The following is an 18,798-nucleotide window of genomic DNA, read 5'->3' on the forward strand; positions in this document are numbered from 1 at the left end:
TTTGCTGCTAATCATTTAGGATTGTTTTAGAGGTGATGCGTCAGTCCTGTATTGAATTTATTTGGCTTCCTTCCAATTCTGTCCAGCATGAATATCCACAACCAAAGGCACACTTAAGGGCAGCACTTGTTCCATAATAGTCTTAATTTTGGGTTGAAGTTCTTCCCATTCTGTTTCGGGAATTTCAAAGACTAATTCATCATGAACTTGTAACACTAATTGAGATTTATAGGGGTTTAAAAGTTGATGGACTTGTACCATCGCCATTTTAATAATATCAGCACTAGAACCCTGAATGGGGGCATTAGCGGCGGATCTCAAGAGTTGGGAATCATTTTGACCTATTTTTTTCTTCAATTGGGTTAAATCAATTTCATTAATATCAACTCCTTTTAAGGTTTGTAGACTCTCGCCTTGAAAATTAAAATAGCGTCTTCGTCCTAATATTGTTTCGACATATCCTTGAGCAATGGCTTGTTTTTTGACCCGTTCTAAATAGTCAAAAACCCGAGAATACCGTTGGTTAAATCGTTCAATAAATATCTTACCCTCCGCACTACTAACTTTAGCTTCCCGGGCGAACCTTTGCGCCCCCATTCCATAAATTACCCCAAAATTAATGGTTTTTCCTAACCGTCTTTCTTCTGGGGTAACAGTTTCTTTTTCAAATAATAATTTAGCGGTAACAGTATGAACATCTTGATTATTTTGATAGGCTTCTAATAAAATCGGTTCTTGACTTAAATGAGCTAAAATTCTCAGTTCAATTTGAGAATAGTCGGCTGCAACTAATAGCCAGTTGGGTTGAGTAATAAAGGCTTTTCTAATTTTACTCGAAAATTCGGTTTTAATCGGAATATTTTGTAAATTAGGATTAGAAGAAGATAGCCGTCCCGTGGCGGTAATAGTTTGGTTAAAACTGGTATGAATGCGTTGGTTTGCATCGACTAATGTGGGTAAAGCATCGACATAAGTGGACTTGAGTTTGGCTAGGGTTCGATGTTCTAATATAATATCAATAATCGGATGATCTCCTTGTAATTTTTCTAAAACATTCACATCCGTTGAATATCCGGTTTTAATTTGTCGGGTTTTTTTTGTACTTAATTCTAGGGTTTCAAATAACAGTTTACTCAGTTGCTTGGGAGAAGCTAAATTAAATTGTTCTCCCGCCACTTCATAGGCTTGAGTTTCGGTAATTTCTAACTGTTTATCTAATTGTTCGGCTAAGGTGTGTAAATAGTCAATATCCAGATGTACACCCCAATATTCCATATCGGCTAAAACCGGTTCTAAGGGCTGTTCAACTTCTATTAAAAGTTTCATTAATTGGGGTTTATCGCTCAATTTTGCTTTAATTTTATCGACTAATTGAAAGGTAACATACACCTGCATTCCGCAATATTCGGCCACTTGAGCAATATTAATATCAGCAATGGTTTTTCCTTTAGGAACTAATTCCGTGTAACTTGGGGCGATTAATTCTGAACCTAAATAATTACGAGTTAAATCAATTAAATTATGCGTGTTTTCAGGATTTAAGACGTAACTTGCTAACATCGGATCAAAAACCACGCCTTTTAATTCTATTCCCTGAACTCTAAAAATTAATCGATCATATTTGGCATTTTGAAAGGTTTTCGGATAGCGATCGCTTTCTAAAATTGGACGTAAAATATTTAAGGTTTCGGCTTTATCTAAATTGGTTCCTTGGGTATGATTTAAAGGAATATAAGCCACCTCTGTTGGTGCTGTTCCCCAACAACAACCTATTCCGACTAATTCCGCTTTTCTAGGCTCTAAAGAGGTGGTTTCCGTATCCCAAGCCACGGGATAATTAGTATCAGTATGATCTTGTAAAATATCAACTAATTGTTTTAGGGCTTCTGGGGTTTGAATTAAACGCAGTTGAAGTTGAGATAAGGGATGATTGGCTATTTTTTGTTGTTGATCAATTTCGGTTTCTTCCCGGGTAAAAAAACTGGCATCTTCGTCGGTATCAACTGAAATTTCTGATGTTTGTACTGGAATATTTCCTTTAAATTGTTTTTGAATTTGATTAACTTTATCTAAAAAAGTTTGTAATTGTAAATGTTCTAAAATCGGTTGAATTTTAGCTTGATCAAACCCTTGTAATTTAAAATCTTCTAAACCCACTTCTAAGGGAACATCTTGAATAATTCGCGCTAAGGTTTGAGAATGATCCGCATCCGGTTTTCCTTCCTCTAATTTCTTGCGAGTCGCTCCTTTAATATCTTCAATATTTGTATAGATATTTTCTAAAGACCCATATTCTCCTAATAACTTAACCGCCGTGGTTTTCCCAATGCCTTTTACCCCCGGAATATTATCGGATTTATCCCCACATAATGCTTTATAATCAATGACTTGATGGGGATAAATTTGCAACTTCTGATAAACCTGTTCGGCTAAAAATTCCGTAGGGTTGCTACCTTTACCCGGTTCTAAATGTAAAACACTAATATTTTTTTCGATATCAATTAACTGGAATAAATCCTGATCCCCCGATAGAATTTTAACTCGATAGTTTTCCCGACTTCCTCTATAAGATAACGTCCCTAAAATATCATCGGCTTCATAACCAGGGGCGGTAATAATGGTCAGATCAAAGGCTTGTAATAATAGTTTTAAATTCTCCACATCCTCAATAAAATCTTGAGGGGTTTCCGTCCGATCTGCTTTGTAATTTTCATCAGCTTCATGGCGAAAAGTGGGCTGTTTTAAGTCAAATGCGACCGCTAAATAATCAGGTTTATGACTCGCCATCACATCCAATAAGGACTTAAAAAATCCAAAACAAACACTGGTGGGAATACCCGTCGAAGTTCGTAACCCCCCCTGGCGACTTTTTCCAAAGGCATAATAGGAGCGAAACGCCAACGAATGACCATCAACTAAAAGCAATAGGGGATATTCCAACACTGTTTTCATACCAACTGCAATACAATTCCTATTTTAAACCCTAGAAACCCGGTTTCTTGATCCTACGCGATCGCCATCAAAATAAGTTACAATTAAAAAACGCAATAACTCCAACTCTTAAGTAGGAGACAAATATGCCAATTCAAAGCCACAATGCAATGGGAAAAGTTTTCACCACTCTAACAATTACTAACCGCGCCGACCAAATTCGAGCAGAAGATGGGACAATATTACTAGAGCAAATTCGCTCAATTACCCTCAAAAATGTATTAGTAGACACGGGTGCAACTACCTTATGTTTACCACAAGATGCGATCGCCAAACTGGGGCTAAAACTCCTAAAAGAAGTGGACGTAGCCACCGCCATGGGTATTGGTAAAGCCCGAATTTTCCAAGATGCCAAAATATCAATGTTTGAGCGGGAAGGAACCTTCGAGTGCTTAGAATTACCAGGAGGTAAAGATGCTCTTTTAGGAGTCATACCTTTAGAAGCTTTGGGGTTAGAAATCGACTTACAAAATCAAACCTTGAAGGCTTTACCTATCAGTCCGACAGAAACTTATTTAACGATTTTATAGCAGAAGCAATTAAGAACTTCCTAACATCTGCTGCGACTGCTATATACTAGAAAATTGGGCTAAAGCCCAACAACAAAAAAAGCCCCTCGATGCTTAGGCGAGGGGTTTAAGAAAAGATATAATTCAAGTCAATTAAGACTCAGCGCCTTGGGGTAACAATTCCCGACTGGTGGTACTTTGGAACACCACCACTTGAGCATTTTCATCCACATCAACCATAGCCGTATCCCCTTCTTTGATCCGTCCAGACAGAATTTCTTCTGCTAAACTATCTTCGAGTAACCGCATAATGGCTCGACGCAGAGGACGCGCCCCATAGCTGGGGTTGTAACCTTCTTCGACTAACCGCTCTTTGAACTTGTCCGTCACTTCCAAGGTAATGCCTTTTTCGATCAAGCGTCCGAAGACTTCTTTTAACATGATCACCGCAATTTCCTTGACTTCTTCCTTGTTCAACTGACGGAAGACAATAATTTCATCCAAACGGTTGAGGAACTCAGGACGGAAATATTGTTTGAGTTCTTCATTCACCAAGTTGCGGATACGGTTGTATTGGGCATCATTTTCGTTTTCCGAGAACTCGAAGCCTAAACCACCGCCACCTTTTTCGATCACCTTCGATCCAATATTAGAAGTCATGATGATCAAGGTATTCTTGAAGTCCACCGTCCGACCTTTCGCATCGGTCAAACGACCATCTTCTAAGATTTGCAGCAACATATTGAAGACGTCGGGGTGGGCTTTTTCAATTTCATCGAATAGCACCACCGTATAGGGACGCCGACGCACCGCTTCGGTGAGTTGTCCGCCTTCGTTGTAGCCCACATAGCCTGGAGGCGACCCAATTAACTTAGAAACCGTGTGACGTTCCATGTATTCGGACATATCCAAGCGGATCATCGCTTCTTCAGACCCGAAGAAATAGGACGCTAAGGCTTTAGTTAATTCGGTTTTACCCACCCCAGTCGGCCCAGAGAAGATAAAACTAGCGATCGGTCGGTTGGGGTTCTTCAGACCCACCCGGGCACGACGAATAGCACGGGATACGGCTTTAACGGCTTCATCCTGACCAATTAAGCGTTGGTGCAGGGTTCCTTCCATATTCAGTAGTTTCTCCGACTCGGACTCGGTGAGTTTGTTCACCGGAACCCCTGTCCAACTGGCCACAATTTGGGCGATGTCTTCTTCGGTGACAACGGGGCTATCGTCTTCGCCCCGGGTGGTTTCGGCTTTCTTCGTTTGACTAATAGTACGAATTTGAGCCTTAATTTCCATTTCCCGATCGCGCAATTCTCCCGCCCGGTCGAAGTCTTGGGAACGCACCGCCTCGTCTTTTTCCTTCAGGACTTGGCGCAGTTCTTTGTCCAATTCCTTGGCTGCCGGAGGCAGTTGGGAATTGATTAAACGTACGCGGGAACCCGCTTCATCCATTAAGTCAATCGCTTTATCGGGTAAATAGCGATCGCTAATATACCGATCAGAGAGTTTAGCGGCTGCTTCGAGGGCCTCATCGGAAATTTTCAGTTTATGGTGTTGCTCATAGCGCTCGCGCAACCCAAATAGAATTTCAATGGTTTCAGAAACCGAGGGTTCACCCACCATCACCGGTTGGAACCGACGTTCGAGGGCCGCATCCCGTTCAATGTGTTTGCGGTATTCATCTAAGGTGGTTGCCCCGATACACTGCAACTCGCCCCGAGCTAAGGCGGGTTTGAGGATATTGGCCGCATCGATCGCCCCTTCGGCTGCCCCGGCCCCGATCAGGGTGTGGACTTCATCAATGACCAGGATGACGTTACCCGCAGACCGGATCTCATCCATGATTTTTTTCAGCCGTTCTTCAAATTCCCCGCGATATTTGGTTCCGGCGACTAGCAACCCAATATCTAAGGTGACCACCCGTTTATCTTCTAAAATATCGGGAATATCGTTCGTAGCAATGCGTTGGGCTAACCCTTCCGCGATCGCGGTTTTACCCACCCCCGGTTCCCCAATTAACACCGGGTTATTTTTGGTACGACGACCCAGAATTTGGATCACCCGTTCGATTTCTTTTTGACGACCAACCACCGGATCAAGTTTGCCTTCGGCGGCCATTTGGGTCAGATTTGATCCAAACTCATCTAAGGTTGGGGTTTTGGTGCGGCTGTTACTACCTCCAGCAGCCACTTCCGCCGTTTCGCCCAACATCCGAATCACTTGAGTCCGAACCTTCGAGAGGTCAACCCCCAAGTTTTCCAAAACTCGAGCGGCCACCCCTTCCCCTTCCCTGATCAGACCGAGAAGTAGGTGTTCCGTGCCAATATAGTTATGTCCCAGTTGGCGTGCTTCTTCCAGGGACAATTCCAGAACTCTTTTGGCCCGAGGGGTAAAAGGAATCTCGACGGCGACAAACCCCGAACCCCGACCAATAATTTTTTCGACCTCGATCCGGGCATCTTTGAGATTGACTCCCATTGATTTCAGGACTTTGGCTGCAACACCCGTCCCTTCCCCGATCAGACCCAGGAGGATCTGTTCAGTTCCCACGAAGTTATGCCCCAGGCGACGTGCTTCCTCCTGGGCTAACATGATGACTTTAATGGCTTTTTCTGTGAAGCGTTCAAACATAGCTAATTCCCATCACCTGTTGCTTATCAGTTATGCTAATTTTAGCGTGAGACTTATAACTTCGGAAAAATTAAAAAGTTGACTCAAAACTGACTCAAGGGTACTGACTCAAGGGTGAGTCTAAATCCATCTTCCTCCTCTTGAACTAGCAAGATCAGGATAGGGATCAAGATTTGGATAGAGACAGTTTACTCTAAATTAAATTTTGATTCTGTATAGAGGTTGTCTATCTAAAAGCCTCAACTGTGTTGTGGCTAAGGATTACTTTCGATTTTGATTGATTTAATGATGGATTCTAGCACAATGATTTTAGCATCGCAGGGGAGGTATGGTCAGCGTCCTCGCCCACTAACAGAAACCGGGTTTCTCAAGATATCTTGATTTATGGCAATTAACTTAATTAGAAACCCGGTTTCTTTGGGTATTGCGATCGCATTCGGGGCGGGTTTAGCAAGATTTCTGCTAATTAACAGAGATTGTCTCGAACCCGCCCCTACAATTGGGGGATTTAATTATAGCGGAAAGTGCGATCGCTACCATAACCGCACCCCCAATTCAACCTAAAATTAACGAATACTTGCTAACTCTTTTCCCTGACCCAATGGCGCATTTAAGGCTTCTTCTAAAGGTGCTCGTCCTAACTTTTCTTCTAAAATATCCATCACCGTCCGTCCGAAATCATTGGGGTTGCGCTTCCAGGCTTCTAAACAGATTTCGCCAAAAAATGATCCTAAAGGTTCGGGATTCCAGAGCAATTTTCTGGCTGTCCAAGGCATTAAACTCATGGGATCATACCCGGGTTTTAACATCTTTTTATCAAAGGCATATTCTTCTAAATGGGTATGGGGTTGCAACCCGATAAAGAAAATCGCAGGTTCGACTTTATCCGCCCCAAAAATAGCCTCTAATTCCCGATGGTAAGCAATGGTTTGACGGATGGTTTCAAAGGTTTCATCAATCACATTAAAGGAATAATTCACCGAAACCAAATCGTTAAACCCAGCAGCTTTTAAATCCCGACAATTTTCTAAAACTACCCGCAAATTATACCCCATTCGCATTTTTCTGACTAATTCTTGCGAACCACTGGTAATCCCAATTTCAAAATAATTCATCCCGGTTTTAGCCATTAAATCACATAATTCTGGGGTTAAATTATCCGCCCGAATATAGGCCGCCCAGTGAATATCCGTCATCCCAGAATCAAGGATTTTTTGCAATAATTCCACCGCATCATTAATAAACTTACGGGCGGGAATAAATTGGGCATCGGTAAACCAAAAGTTTCTAATTCCCCGTTGATACAGTTGCTGCATTTCCGCCACCACTTCATCGGCGGGATTAATTCTAACTTGTTTGCCCTCAATAACCGTATAGATACAATAACAACAATTATGGGGACAACCCCGTTTTGTCTGGACTCCAATATAAAAGTCTTGATCTTGAAAATAATATTGAAATTCCGGCCAAATGGTTTCAATATAATTGTAATCACAGGCGGTTTTTTCAAAATTCATGGGTTGTTCATGAATTAAGCGATCGCGGGGTGTCGTTTCTCCAACAATATAACAGCGTTCATCGGCTAAATCCTGTCCTCTTAATAGCCTTTCTAATAAACTTTCTCCTTCCCCAACCGAAACAATACTTCCTTTAGGTAAACTCTTTCCTAACTGTTCATAAAAAACACTCACCGCCCCGCCCCCAACCACAACCCGCGCCTGGGAATTATAACGTTGAGAACGGGATAATCCCCGTTTAATTAATCCTAAATTCTGCCAAAGTTCCGTATAGTAGGATGTTGCTAAACGTAATCCTCCTAAAGCCCCTCGTAATTTAATTAAAGGGTTTTTAGCATAATAAAATTCAAAGGCATTTTGTAGCGGATTTCCACCCCGTCCCCCCACGGGGGCATAAATTTGAATATCTCGCCAAGAAAAGACTAATAATGTGGGTTGAAACTCATCTACACAAGCATCCAAGGCGGCGGCATAGTCCAAGGGAGGGACAGCACCTAAGTCAAAAATGCGCTGTTGGACGGTGGGAAATAGCTTGTGAACGTGGTCGGACAGGTAAACCACCCCAATCGGGAAAATCGGGTTACAGGGAAGGCGGACGTAAAGGATTTTATCTTCCATGATACTGTTGTGTGTCGGGCGGGAGTTGGACTGAAATGGGTGAAGTTATATCGACTTTGTTTAATATTCCTTAACACTATAACGAATTTTCTGCCCTTTAGGGTCGCAACTCTGAGAAATTCGTTTGGTAGCTAGTTGATTAAAAATTCTATATCTTCCTATTGCCCATTGCCCATTCCCTATTCCCTATTCCCTATTTTTCGATAAACTGGATGAGTATAATAACGGATTGGTAGTCGGGGTTACAACCAACTGGGATCAACAAATGTTAACGTAGCAAGTAATCAATAAAACGTTTACCTCAAAGCCCCCAAATCCCGATATGGCTCAAATTCTTGATCCCCTACCGTCAAATAGTTCTGGTCGAATTTTGTGCTGCTATGTTAATGCTACCAGCCATATTCAGATCGCTCGGATCACCAATGTTCCTAATTGGTACTTTGAGCGGGTGGTATTTCCAGGACAACGCTTAGTTTTTGAAGCGATTCCGCAAGCAACTTTGGAAATCCATACCGGAAGTATGGCCAGTGCAATTATTGCTGATAATATTCCTTGTGATCGGCTCCAGATTGATCAACAGTCTATCAGCTATGAGGATAAACCTTTGACTCTAAATACTCAACCCAGAAATTTTGCCAGTAAGCGTACAGTTAAACAGGAACCTTTAACAACTCCGGCTTTAACTTCTGTTGATTAATTTACCAAAAAACGATAATAAAAGCATCTCAAAACTCACCGGAGAGATTCCACTGCGAGTTAAAATATCGCGGTGGAATTTCTGGAGATTAATCAATTTAAAAGCTGTTTAAAATGAATATTGAAACAGTAGAATCCGTAGCGTTATCTAGTCCAATTGTATTTCGCCTATCTCCAATTATTAGAATCACGCTGTTAAGTTTATATACGGTATTGATGATCCCCTTACCTTTTTTGTCAAAAGCTGTCAATTCCCCCATCTCTCCGATGTTACTTTGGCTAGGGATTGGGATCGGAGCGATCGCCTTATTAGCACTTTTAACAGAAAGGGTAATCGTGGATCATGAGGGAATTAAAGTAAGCTATTCTTCTTTGATTACTCCGATATTTCGTCGGGGTTGGTCATTACCCTGGAATCAGATCAAAGCCTTGAAACCCAGAACCACCGGACAAGGAGGACTGGTTTATTATTTTGTCAGTCAGACGGGGGAAGGTTATTTACTCCCAATGCGAATGGCTGGGTTTGCCAAGTTTGTGGGAATAGTCCAAGAAAAAACAGGAATTGATACAACCGATGTCCGTCCGTTGGCTCAACCCTGGATGTATTTTATTTTATTGGGCTGTAGTTTATTATTAGGCCTAGTAGATATTTGGACAATTTCCACCGCCCTCACGCTGAATTGACATAATCCCGTGAAAAGAGGGAATAATCAAAATAAAGGATTAGATTTTGATTATTCCCTGATCTCCATCAGATCAAGCACTACTCTCTGTTTTGACTCCGCGAATGGGTGGATATTTGCCATTGAGTCTAACAGCGCGAACCGTTTCTGCTTTCAGAACTTCCAAATTGAGACGATAACCAATATTCCGAACCGTTTGGATTAAATTCGGTTGACGGGGGTCAGTTTCTAACTTTTTCCGTAACGAAAGAACATGGGTATCAATCGTGCGAGGATTGTCAATAGCATCTGGCCAAGCCCGTCGCAACAGTTCTGAACGACTCAAAGGTTCTCCACAAGCCTGGGCGAGAACATAGAGCAGACTATATTCCTGGGGAGTGAGTTCAATCAATTGACTCTGTAGGCGCACACGACGCTGTACCAAGTCAATTTTGAGAGATCCATAATCCAAGATGGTTGGCGGAACAATGGTGCGACTACGACGCATTAAGGATTCTGTCCTCGCCAAAAATTCCTGCATTCCAAAGGGTTTGGTTAAATAGTCGTCAGCGCCCGCCCTCAAACCCCGGACAATATCGGATTCCGTTGTGCGAGCCGATAACATCAGAATTAAAGATTGTCGTTGCTGCTGAAGCCATTGGCAAAACTCTAAACTATTTCCCTCTGGTAATTCAGCGTCCAAAATCACTAAATTGGGTTGATGAGCATAGAAGATATCCCTTGCATTGTGCAAATCAGCAGCCTGATGAACCAAGTAACCAACGTGCTGTAAATGCCAACCCAAGAGCGACCGTAAATGCGGGTTTCCCTCAATAATTGAAATACAAGCAGATCCCACGAATGCGAGCTTCCTTCTTCAATGTTGAGTTCAAGCGTAACAGGGTAATCTTTCTGATTTTGTAGCTACTGTTACCTCCCCATCACCTTAATAGTCAAAAGTATCAAAGCCAACCGGGGTAATTTTGATCTGAAGTTAAGATGGAAAGAGTTAACATGAAAATAGACGAGTCTTAGTTCCCGGAATCCGGCCTGACCTTTTAGTTCAATCGAGTAATTACCCCTTAACCCCCATTCAAACCATGCTTCAGGACACCTTAACGATTCGCCATTATCAGAAACTCACCGACGCCCTCGTCGAGATGTGGAATCGAGGTTATCGTTATGATGATCTCAGGTTATATTTAGACGGTTACTTAGCCGCCCTCAGACATACAAATACCTTAGAACCCTATTTAGTTAGTCGTTTGGAGGAAGAAGCGACTCGATACATTTACGACCCCTCGAATTTTGAAATGCCGATGCCTCAACGTCAAGTAGATTATTATTAGGGCAGAAGTCCAGAAAGGGTTGGGAAAGCGGGAATATCAGGGATAGAGGGTTAGGCAGAAATCAACTGCAACCCAACACCCGAAACCCGATACCCAACACCGTTTTATGAAGCAATTGCCACTTCTACCAGTTGCTGTAACTCACCTTTTTGATACAGTTCAATCAGCACATCAGAACCGCCAATAAACTCACCGTTGATATAGACCTGGGGAATCGTTGGCCAGTTGGAATACTCTTTAATCCCTTGGCGAATTTCATAATCTTCTAAAACATCTAGGGTTTCAAAAGGAACCCCCAAAGTATTTAAAATCTGCACAACATTATTGGAAAAACCGCACATTGGCATGAGCTTTGTTCCCTTCATAAAAACAAAGATTTTGTTTTTCGTGATCAGATCTTTAATTTTTTCCTGTGCGTCTGTTGTCATGGTTTATTAATAGAATAAGGTAGGTTTGGATAGGTTAATTGATCGGCAAAACGATCATAGAATCCCAGATTTGAGTCTAACTGATTTCCGAGAATTTGGGTATTAAGCTAGATCAGAATTCAGTGCTGGCTTTTTCCCACTCTTGAGGGGTATAGGTCTTTAATGCTAAAGCGTGAATAGCTTCGGTTGCCATGGCTTCTTTAACGGCTTTGTAAACCATTTGGTGTTGTTTTACTAAAGTCTTGCCTTCAAATTCGGCTGATACCACAATCGCTTGTAAATGGTCACCCCCGCCCAAATCTCGAACTTGAACCACCGCATTCGGTAATTCTGACTTAATCATTGCTTCAACTTGATTGAGTGTAATCATCGCCATTCCCAGACCATAGTATTTCAAATATTTTAGAGGAAACAGGAGTCAGAAGTCAGAAGTTAGAAGTTAATGATTTCCTCCCCTGCCTCCCCTGCCTCCCCTGCCCCCCTGCCTCCCCTGCCTCCCCTGCTCCCCCTGCTCCCCCTGCCTCCCCTGCTCCCCCTGCCTCCCCTGCCTCCCCTGCTCCCCCTGTTCTCTTATTGCGCCGTAGTGGGTGGAGTCGTTGTGTTACCCGCCCGAGGAAAGGGGTCGGTCACAAATCCTAATTCTAGTAATTGTTGATAAGCTTTTTTGCCTAAGTCCCTGGTGGGGGCTTGGGAGCGGATAATTTGAATTAATAGAGGGACGGCCAATTCCGGTTGGTTTTTAGCTCGGTGGAGTAAGGCTAACTGATAGGTGGCGGTATCGCGCATTTGTGCTGTGTCCCGGGCTGAATTCCTAAAATTATCGGCAATGCGGTTATCGACGCCAGAAAAACTACCTGCTAACTGTTGATAAAAATTGGATAACTGGTTAAAAACTTGACGAGCTTCCTGGAATTTTTTTTCTGCCTCGGCATAATTTTCACTAGAAACGGCACTATCAGCTTCTTGCATCAGCCGTTTTCCGCCCTCAATACTCAAAAAACTACTATCAAGGGACAAAGGACGAATATCATTAGGATTGAGGGGAGCCAAATCACCCGATGGTGGCGCAACCTCAGTTTCCGTTTCTCCCCCCATCTGTACATTCCCCTGGGCAACAGTTGGAGAAGATTCTTGAGCATTAACGTGAAACGGCGACAGGACAACCCAAGCTACCATCACGGAGACAGATAGATAGGTTGTCAGTCGAAGGAAGCTAACAGTTCCAGAGGATACCATGACTCAATTGCGCGAACGCGATAAAAAAAAACATTAAACTTCATGGATATTATCATTAATCTTGAGCAATCCCATACTGTACCAACAACCTGATCCTGCCTCAACCGATAAGGGTTATATTTTTTTGGGGGGAGGGGCTCGTAAATTGATAGAGCGGGTAACGGGCAAAAGGCAACATTAATCGAGATTTAAACCTTTAAGGAGAAAGGATAGATTAAATATGACATCATCAGTTAACTCATCAAACGTTCCACAACAAAACTATCAAGGCATTGGCGTTCCCGACGGGAGTATCGGCTTTGTTTTGCAACGGGGGGGCGAAGAATTAATCCTAAATAAAGTCTCTGACCGCTTCACGGTGCAATTATCCTCCCCTAACACCCAACTCAAGGATTTACCGCAACCTCCGATTCCCATTCAACACGCGAGTAGTGTTCCCCCTTCCTTAGAGGAGTTACAAGTCGCCTCTGAGCAACTGGATGAGGCGATGGAATTGGCTCGCAATTCCCAAGATATTAACTTTGCGAGTCATGTTTACCAACTCAATAACGACCCTGGCTCCGTTGTCTATTTAACAAATCAGCTTACCATTCAGTTTAAAGAAGAAATTGATCCCTCAACACGAGCGTCTATTGCTTCAGAATTTGGATTAAAAGAGTTAAAACCCATCGACGGTTTACCCCATGGTTTTGTTTATGAGATGACACCTAATTCCTCCGAGAATCCTCTGAAAATTACGAATCGTTTAACCCGTAATACTCAGGTTTTACTGGCTGAACCGAATATTGTGATTAAAAGTCAGCCCTGTTATGTGCCTCGGGATTCCCTATACAATAAGCAATGGTATCTCAACCATAATGGGGGCAACCAACTCGCACCTGGTTCCCATATTTCCAGCGAAAAAGCCTGGGATGTTACCCGGGGAGTTCGTTCTGTGGTGGTGGCGATTAGTGATGATTCTGTGGACATCAATCACCCAGATTTCCAAGGAGTCGGTAAAATTGTTGCCCCCCTAGACCTAAAAGGTAAAGATAATCTTCCGCTTCCAGAAGCCCCTACGGATAATCATGGGACGGCTTGTGCCGGGGTCGCTGTTGCGGAAGAAACCGGAACCGGAATTGTCGGGGTGGCTCCGGGTTGTGCCCTCATGCCAATTCGGACAACGGGATTTTTGGATGATGAATCGGTGGAACAGATTTTTAATTGGGCCATTGATAAGGGGGCTGCGGTGATTTCCTGTAGTTGGGGGGCGAGTGCGATTTATTTTCCCCTCTCAGCCCGACAAAAAGCAGCGATTAGTAAGGCTGTCACCCAGGGTCGTAAGGGCAAAGGCTGTGTGGTGGTTTTTGCCGCTGGAAACGCCAATCGTCCGGTAAACGGAATGCTCGATGAATCCGGTTGGCCGAATGATATTATTAGCGGTCGGGTGAAATGGTTGGCGGGATTTGCGGTTCATCCCGATGTGATTACGGTTTCTGCTTCTAATAGTTTGGGTAAAAAATCTGCTTATAGTAATTGGGGAGTTGGAGTTTCGGTCTGTGCTCCGAGTAATAATGCTCCTCCGGGGATGTGGTTACAGGAAACGGGTTATATCGGTACTCCTCCAGTCCTGAAAGGCACCTTACCCGGTTTGGGGGTCTTTACTACTGACCGCATGGGAGCCGCCGGTTATGATCAATCGGATTTTACGCCCTATTTTGGGGGGACATCGAGTGCGACTCCGGTGGTGGCTGGGGTGGCGGCTTTAATCTTATCAGCAAATCCGACCTTAACAGCCCAGGAAGTTCGCCGAATTCTTGAACAAAGTGCGGATAAAATTGTGGATTCTGATCCTGATCCTCAGTTGGGAATTCGGATGGGAAATTATGATAAAAATGGCTATTCTCAATGGTTTGGCTATGGCAAAGTCAATGCGTTTAAGGCTGTGGAAATGGCACAAAATAGACGCATGGTTCAGCAACAAATTTCTCGGAATATTTCCCAAGAAAATGGTCAAAGTGTGGCGATTCCTGATAATAACCCTACGGGGGTTAGTAGTTCAATTGAGATTACAGAAACCAGTCCGATTCAGGATATCCAGGTAACGGTGGAGATTGAACATAGTTTTTTAGGAGATATTGAGGTTTGGTTAGTTGCACCCGATGGAGATCAGGTATTACTCCAAAATCGAACTTTAGGGATTAAAACTCAGTTGAAAACGACCTATAACTTACAAAATACACTGTATTTGAGACAATTTATCAATATTTCCGCCCAAGGAAATTGGCAGTTAAAAGTTATCGATGCTATTCCTGAGAATACCGGAACTCTCAAATATTGGAAACTGGATTTGGGATTGTAATTAAAGACGATATTATAGAAACCGGGTTTTTCTCAAGAAGCCTGGTTTCTTATTTTATCGGAACTAATAATAAACTTCCTTCAAAGTCTTGGGATTTGCTCGGAGAATTAAACCGCCAATATTGTTGGTATTGATTTAAAAAACTTTGACCAATAATGCCATCAATTTGTAGTAAATCCAAAACTGGAGATGATAAAATAACGGCTTCTAAATTATTTTGATCATAATCCTGAATTGTGACTTTTTCCAAACGAGAAACTTCTGCATCTTCTAACCCACAAAAACCCTGAACTTGAATTGGTTGCCGATGGGAATGATCGATTTTTATTTGATTAGCCAACTGTTTAGAAATAAAAATAGTATCAGCACCCGTATCTAATAGAAACGTAAACGGCCCTTGATTATTAATTTTAACCGAGGCTAACATCACTCCCAAACGACTTTTTAAGGGGATAGCTTCAGGGACAAATTCAGCAGGTAAAGGCGAAGGATTCAGCAGTTGTAATTGACGGGTTTTAGGATTTAATTTCAGATCAAAATTCCTTAAAAAATCCATGCCCACTACTCCCAATAATTCCTCGGGAATCACCGTTGTAGAAAATTCCAAACCCCGCAATTCTTCCACTCGAACTTGATTAATTACTAACGGGGGTAAACGGTGTAAAATAGCATTCATATTCGGACAATCATCCCCCGCTACGGCATAGGCTAATCCCTGATTCGGAATCGGTTCTCCTGTTAACCCCAACTCCTGAACAACCGTGGTGGCAATCATGGTTGTGGATGCCCCCGTATCTAATAAAAAGCTACCGGATTTTCCCCCAATGGCAAGCTGTAGGGTAAATACTTGACTTCCTTCTAATCGTTGAAGTGGAATTGTTGCCTGACCGATGGTTTTGGGATGGGGTAAATTTAAACCCTCCAGTCTGACGATCGCATTTAAAGAAAAAATACTCAATAACATTGTAGTATTTGATGCCAAATTATGATCAACTACGGGAAGTTCTAAACCCCGGGAAAAAGTAAGAGTTGGGCTGGCTAAACCCTGAATAGATAGGGGCAAAACCGCAACTAAAGTTAAGATCAAAGGAGTCAAGCATTTCATTCGCTATAAAGAGCTTGATAACAAGCATCAGATAGTTCAAAGTTTGCCGTTACATTCTGCACGTCATCTAAATCATCTAAAATATTCATTAACTTCATGAGTGATCGAGCTTTTTCAATATCATTAACTTCAATGATATTATTAGGAATCCAACGCCATTCCGCCTCAACAACATGAAATTTGTGTTCCCTTAAAACTTGGCTTAACTGTTCTAAATTCGTGATTTCCGTATAAACTTCTGCCCCATCGGTATCATTAACAGGCGTTAATTCATAGGATTGGGCTTCCCCTTCTACTAGGGTTTCCAGAAGTTTTTCTTCATCAATGGGCCCGGTTAAGGTAACAACACCTTTCTGGTCAAACATCCAACTCACACATCCAGTTTCCCCCAAGTTACCGCCATTTTTACTAAAAGCCACTCGCAAATCCGCCGCCGTCCGGTTGCGGTTATCCGTGAGTCCTTCAATTAAAATCGCCACGCCGCCAACTCCATAGCCTTCATAACGAATAAATTCTAACTCGGAAGCTCCAGCCCCGAGTTTCCCCGCCCCTTTTGCGATCGCTCGTTCAATATTATCATTGGGAATTGCAGCGGCTTTTGCCTTTTCAATCGCAGTTCGCAATTGAAAGTTTCCCGCCGGGTCACCCCCTTGACGCGCCGCCACAATAATTTCCCGGGAAATTTTTGCGAACACTTTACCTTTTACCGCGTCTACTCTCGCTTTTTGGCGTTTAATATTCGCCCACTTACTATGTCCAGCCATACTTACACAAAATTACAGCAACATTTATCAGACGAAGGATAATCGATTTTACATTTTGATCAACTCTCAGCAACGAAAAGGTGCAAAAATTTTTTGATCTCATCGAGAACAGGGTGATTAAAATTCCAGATATCTTTTTTATTTTCCATAATATAGTTAAAATTTGTCATGCTGCATTTTCGTTCTGCTTGCTTGCGTTCTAAACAAGAACAAGTATCAAATCGTAGATAAAGACTAATCCAAAATTTATCATATTCTTTATCACTAATCGATTTATTATTACTTTCCAAACAGTTTCTCCAACTCTCTAAACAATCTGCATAAGGAGATTCTTTGGTTTTAATAAGTTTTAAGACAGTTTCTAACTCTCCTTTACCTTCTACATGGGTAAAATAACAAGCTATTTCAATACAATCATAGCCAGGAATATTAATAGTTATTAATTGTGATATATCAGAAAATTCATTATTTAGAGTAAAAACCTGTCGCAAACATTGATTAATAAATTGTAAACGCTCTTGCTGAGAATATTGATCAATATCGATCACAATTCCAATTTTACTAATTTGTCTTTTTTGGATATCAGCTAACAAAGACTTGAAAGCTTCAACTAACCTTTTTTCACTTAATCCTTCTAAACATTCATAGTCATCAATAAAAATAGGAGGATCAATCTCAATATCATAATTTAATTCCTCAATCAGAGCTTGAAGAAAAAATTTATCATTTTTACTTTCCACAATTAAAAGATTACTCACCTCTGACTCCTTTTCCATGTTCTAAAGCATATTTTAAGGTTTCTACATCCCTTTTAATTCCTATAATATCGTTGGTTTTGGGATGTCTTGCCAGTTCAAAATAAGCACTGATTTCTTCATCCATTTCTAAGCCTACATCTCCAAAAGATTGAATCATTTCTAAACTGTGGGTTGTGGCAAAAATTTGGGTATCTAGTTCTGTTGATAGTCGAAATAAGGTTCTCCAAAATTCTCGTTGATTAGTATAATGTATGCCATTTTCTATTTCATCAATCAACAAAATTTTAGGATTGTTATTGATTAATTTCAAAATAATAGTTGTAGCCCTAATAATAGCATCTCCATACAGTGAAATCGGTAAGCGACGTTTATTGATACTTCTTAAATATAAAGTAGGTTCACCAATAGAAAAACTATCAACTTCTTGAATTGATGAATCAAGAATTTGTAATAATTTTAAAACTTCACCATCTTTTTCATCCAGGCGAGCTTTATCATAAGATTCAGCTAACTCTTTATTCGACATTCTTAAACCAGAGGGGATAATAGGTATATCAGTTGAGTCTGAACCACTTACTGAAATTATTCCGTTTGAGCTTGCAATTACCGAAGATTCAGATATACTCTCTTGATTTTGAGTAACTTTAATATTAAGTGATGTTACTGATTCATTTTGAGAAATAAATTCAATCAGTTTTTTAATATCTTTTTGATCTTCAAAAAAATCAGAGTTAATTGTATCAGAAACATAAATCTCTACGATTTTCAGGTTTTCTGAATACTTGCCAATAATTTTTATTTTCTCCTGATATTTTTGATCTAAAAAAAAATTATCCCAAGTGCGTTCAGGTCTGGATTTTGAAATCTCTGAAGACTCTCTCCTAATTCTCTTAAGTTCAATTATGCTTTTAGGGCGAGGAAAGTTATGCAACAGTAAAGCTTCTAAAAAAGCTGTCTTTCCAGCGTTATTTTTACCTCCAATTAGATTCACTTTTTTAAATCCAGAAATTTTAGTGCTTTCAAAGCATCTAAAATTATTAATTTCTATATCTTCAAGCATGATTTTATTAATTACTAGGGTAGATTAATTTTATTTTCTAATTATAGCACAGCAGGATTATAGCAGTGTGCGATTGTCTTTACTGAGATCTAATTGCACTCAAGCAGTGCGTAAGTAGTTTTACTGCATAGCT

17 protein-coding genes are annotated in these 18,798 nt (G+C 41.4%); 6 read left to right on the top strand and 11 right to left on the bottom strand.

Annotated features, from left to right (window positions below; all coding sequences use genetic code 11):
- Window positions 1-57: 57 nt before the first annotated feature.
- Window positions 58-2,952 carry a DNA polymerase I gene (gene polA / locus AC2D3N_RS05670; protein WP_484693052.1) on the bottom strand — a complete coding sequence of 965 codons (2,895 nt, stop codon included), beginning with the start codon at window positions 2,950-2,952 and terminating at the stop codon, window positions 58-60.
- Between the two features lie 125 nt (window positions 2,953-3,077).
- Between polA and AC2D3N_RS05675 the strand changes: the two genes are divergently transcribed.
- A complete protein-coding gene (locus AC2D3N_RS05675; RefSeq protein WP_484693053.1) occupies window positions 3,078-3,521 on the top strand; it encodes a retroviral-like aspartic protease family protein in 444 nt (147 codons plus the stop codon).
- Window positions 3,522-3,653: 132 nt separating this feature from the next.
- Here the strand turns inward: AC2D3N_RS05675 and AC2D3N_RS05680 are convergent, their stop codons facing one another.
- Window positions 3,654-6,131 (bottom strand): ATP-dependent Clp protease ATP-binding subunit, encoded by a 2,478-nt coding sequence (locus AC2D3N_RS05680; protein ID WP_484693054.1) that lies wholly within the window; start codon window positions 6,129-6,131, stop codon window positions 3,654-3,656.
- A gap of 384 nt (window positions 6,132-6,515) precedes the next feature.
- Between AC2D3N_RS05680 and AC2D3N_RS05685 the strand changes: the two genes are divergently transcribed.
- The gene (locus AC2D3N_RS05685; RefSeq protein ID WP_079677106.1) at window positions 6,516-6,695 is read left to right on the top strand and encodes a hypothetical protein; all 180 of its coding nucleotides are present in this window, start codon (window positions 6,516-6,518) and stop codon (window positions 6,693-6,695) included.
- A 2-nt stretch (window positions 6,696-6,697) separates the two neighbouring features.
- Here the strand turns inward: AC2D3N_RS05685 and AC2D3N_RS05690 are convergent, their stop codons facing one another.
- Window positions 6,698-8,266 carry a photosystem II high light acclimation radical SAM protein gene (locus AC2D3N_RS05690; RefSeq protein ID WP_079677107.1) on the bottom strand — a complete coding sequence of 523 codons (1,569 nt, stop codon included), beginning with the start codon at window positions 8,264-8,266 and terminating at the stop codon, window positions 6,698-6,700.
- A gap of 322 nt (window positions 8,267-8,588) precedes the next feature.
- On the opposite strand from AC2D3N_RS05690, the gene AC2D3N_RS05695 reads away from it, so the two are divergent.
- Both AC2D3N_RS05695 and AC2D3N_RS05700 read left to right on the top strand, forming a co-directional pair.
- Complete coding sequence (locus AC2D3N_RS05695; protein ID WP_079677108.1) at window positions 8,589-8,963, top strand: DUF1830 domain-containing protein; 375 nt, start codon at window positions 8,589-8,591, stop codon at window positions 8,961-8,963.
- 113 nt (window positions 8,964-9,076) lie between these two features.
- The gene (locus tag AC2D3N_RS05700) at window positions 9,077-9,646 is read left to right on the top strand and encodes a hypothetical protein (protein WP_484693055.1); all 570 of its coding nucleotides are present in this window, start codon (window positions 9,077-9,079) and stop codon (window positions 9,644-9,646) included.
- Window positions 9,647-9,718: 72 nt separating this feature from the next.
- Here AC2D3N_RS05700 and AC2D3N_RS05705 read toward each other — a convergent pair whose 3' ends face one another.
- The gene (locus AC2D3N_RS05705; protein ID WP_079677110.1) at window positions 9,719-10,483 is read right to left on the bottom strand and encodes a response regulator transcription factor; all 765 of its coding nucleotides are present in this window, start codon (window positions 10,481-10,483) and stop codon (window positions 9,719-9,721) included.
- A 241-nt stretch (window positions 10,484-10,724) separates the two neighbouring features.
- On the opposite strand from AC2D3N_RS05705, the gene AC2D3N_RS05710 reads away from it, so the two are divergent.
- A complete protein-coding gene (locus tag AC2D3N_RS05710) occupies window positions 10,725-10,973 on the top strand; it encodes a DUF6761 family protein (protein ID WP_079677111.1) in 249 nt (82 codons plus the stop codon).
- Between the two features lie 104 nt (window positions 10,974-11,077).
- Here AC2D3N_RS05710 and grxD read toward each other — a convergent pair whose 3' ends face one another.
- From grxD to AC2D3N_RS05725, 3 genes are all read right to left on the bottom strand, one after another.
- Window positions 11,078-11,401 carry a Grx4 family monothiol glutaredoxin gene (grxD, locus tag AC2D3N_RS05715; RefSeq protein ID WP_079677112.1) on the bottom strand — a complete coding sequence of 108 codons (324 nt, stop codon included), beginning with the start codon at window positions 11,399-11,401 and terminating at the stop codon, window positions 11,078-11,080.
- 112 nt (window positions 11,402-11,513) lie between these two features.
- Window positions 11,514-11,771, bottom strand: coding sequence for a BolA family protein (locus AC2D3N_RS05720; protein ID WP_079677113.1), 258 nt, complete (start codon window positions 11,769-11,771; stop codon window positions 11,514-11,516).
- Between the two features lie 200 nt (window positions 11,772-11,971).
- A complete protein-coding gene (locus tag AC2D3N_RS05725; protein WP_484693056.1) occupies window positions 11,972-12,577 on the bottom strand; it encodes a hypothetical protein in 606 nt (201 codons plus the stop codon).
- A gap of 280 nt (window positions 12,578-12,857) precedes the next feature.
- Between AC2D3N_RS05725 and AC2D3N_RS05730 the strand changes: the two genes are divergently transcribed.
- A complete protein-coding gene (locus AC2D3N_RS05730) occupies window positions 12,858-14,978 on the top strand; it encodes a S8 family serine peptidase (RefSeq protein ID WP_079677125.1) in 2,121 nt (706 codons plus the stop codon).
- Window positions 14,979-15,027: 49 nt separating this feature from the next.
- On the opposite strand, the gene AC2D3N_RS05735 is transcribed toward AC2D3N_RS05730, so the two are convergent.
- Genes AC2D3N_RS05735 through AC2D3N_RS05750 form a run of 4 tightly spaced genes read right to left on the bottom strand, consistent with a single transcriptional unit; the run spans window position 15,028 to window position 18,665 of the window.
- Entirely contained in the window at window positions 15,028-16,083 is a 1,056-nt protein-coding gene (locus tag AC2D3N_RS05735; RefSeq protein ID WP_484693057.1) for a retroviral-like aspartic protease family protein, read from the bottom strand.
- A complete protein-coding gene (locus AC2D3N_RS05740; protein WP_079677127.1) occupies window positions 16,080-16,847 on the bottom strand; it encodes a YebC/PmpR family DNA-binding transcriptional regulator in 768 nt (255 codons plus the stop codon). The genes AC2D3N_RS05735 and AC2D3N_RS05740 overlap by 4 nt, the downstream gene beginning before the upstream one ends.
- A 59-nt stretch (window positions 16,848-16,906) precedes the next feature.
- On the bottom strand, window positions 16,907-17,623 hold the full coding sequence (locus AC2D3N_RS05745) for a DUF3226 domain-containing protein (protein ID WP_484693058.1): 717 nt from the start codon (window positions 17,621-17,623) through the stop codon (window positions 16,907-16,909).
- Entirely contained in the window at window positions 17,598-18,665 is a 1,068-nt protein-coding gene (locus AC2D3N_RS05750; RefSeq protein WP_484693059.1) for an AAA family ATPase, read from the bottom strand. The genes AC2D3N_RS05745 and AC2D3N_RS05750 overlap by 26 nt, the downstream gene beginning before the upstream one ends.
- Between the last annotated feature and the right edge of the window lie 133 nt (window positions 18,666-18,798).

The organism is Planktothrix sp. PLAVEN19ND, assembly GCF_057220675.1.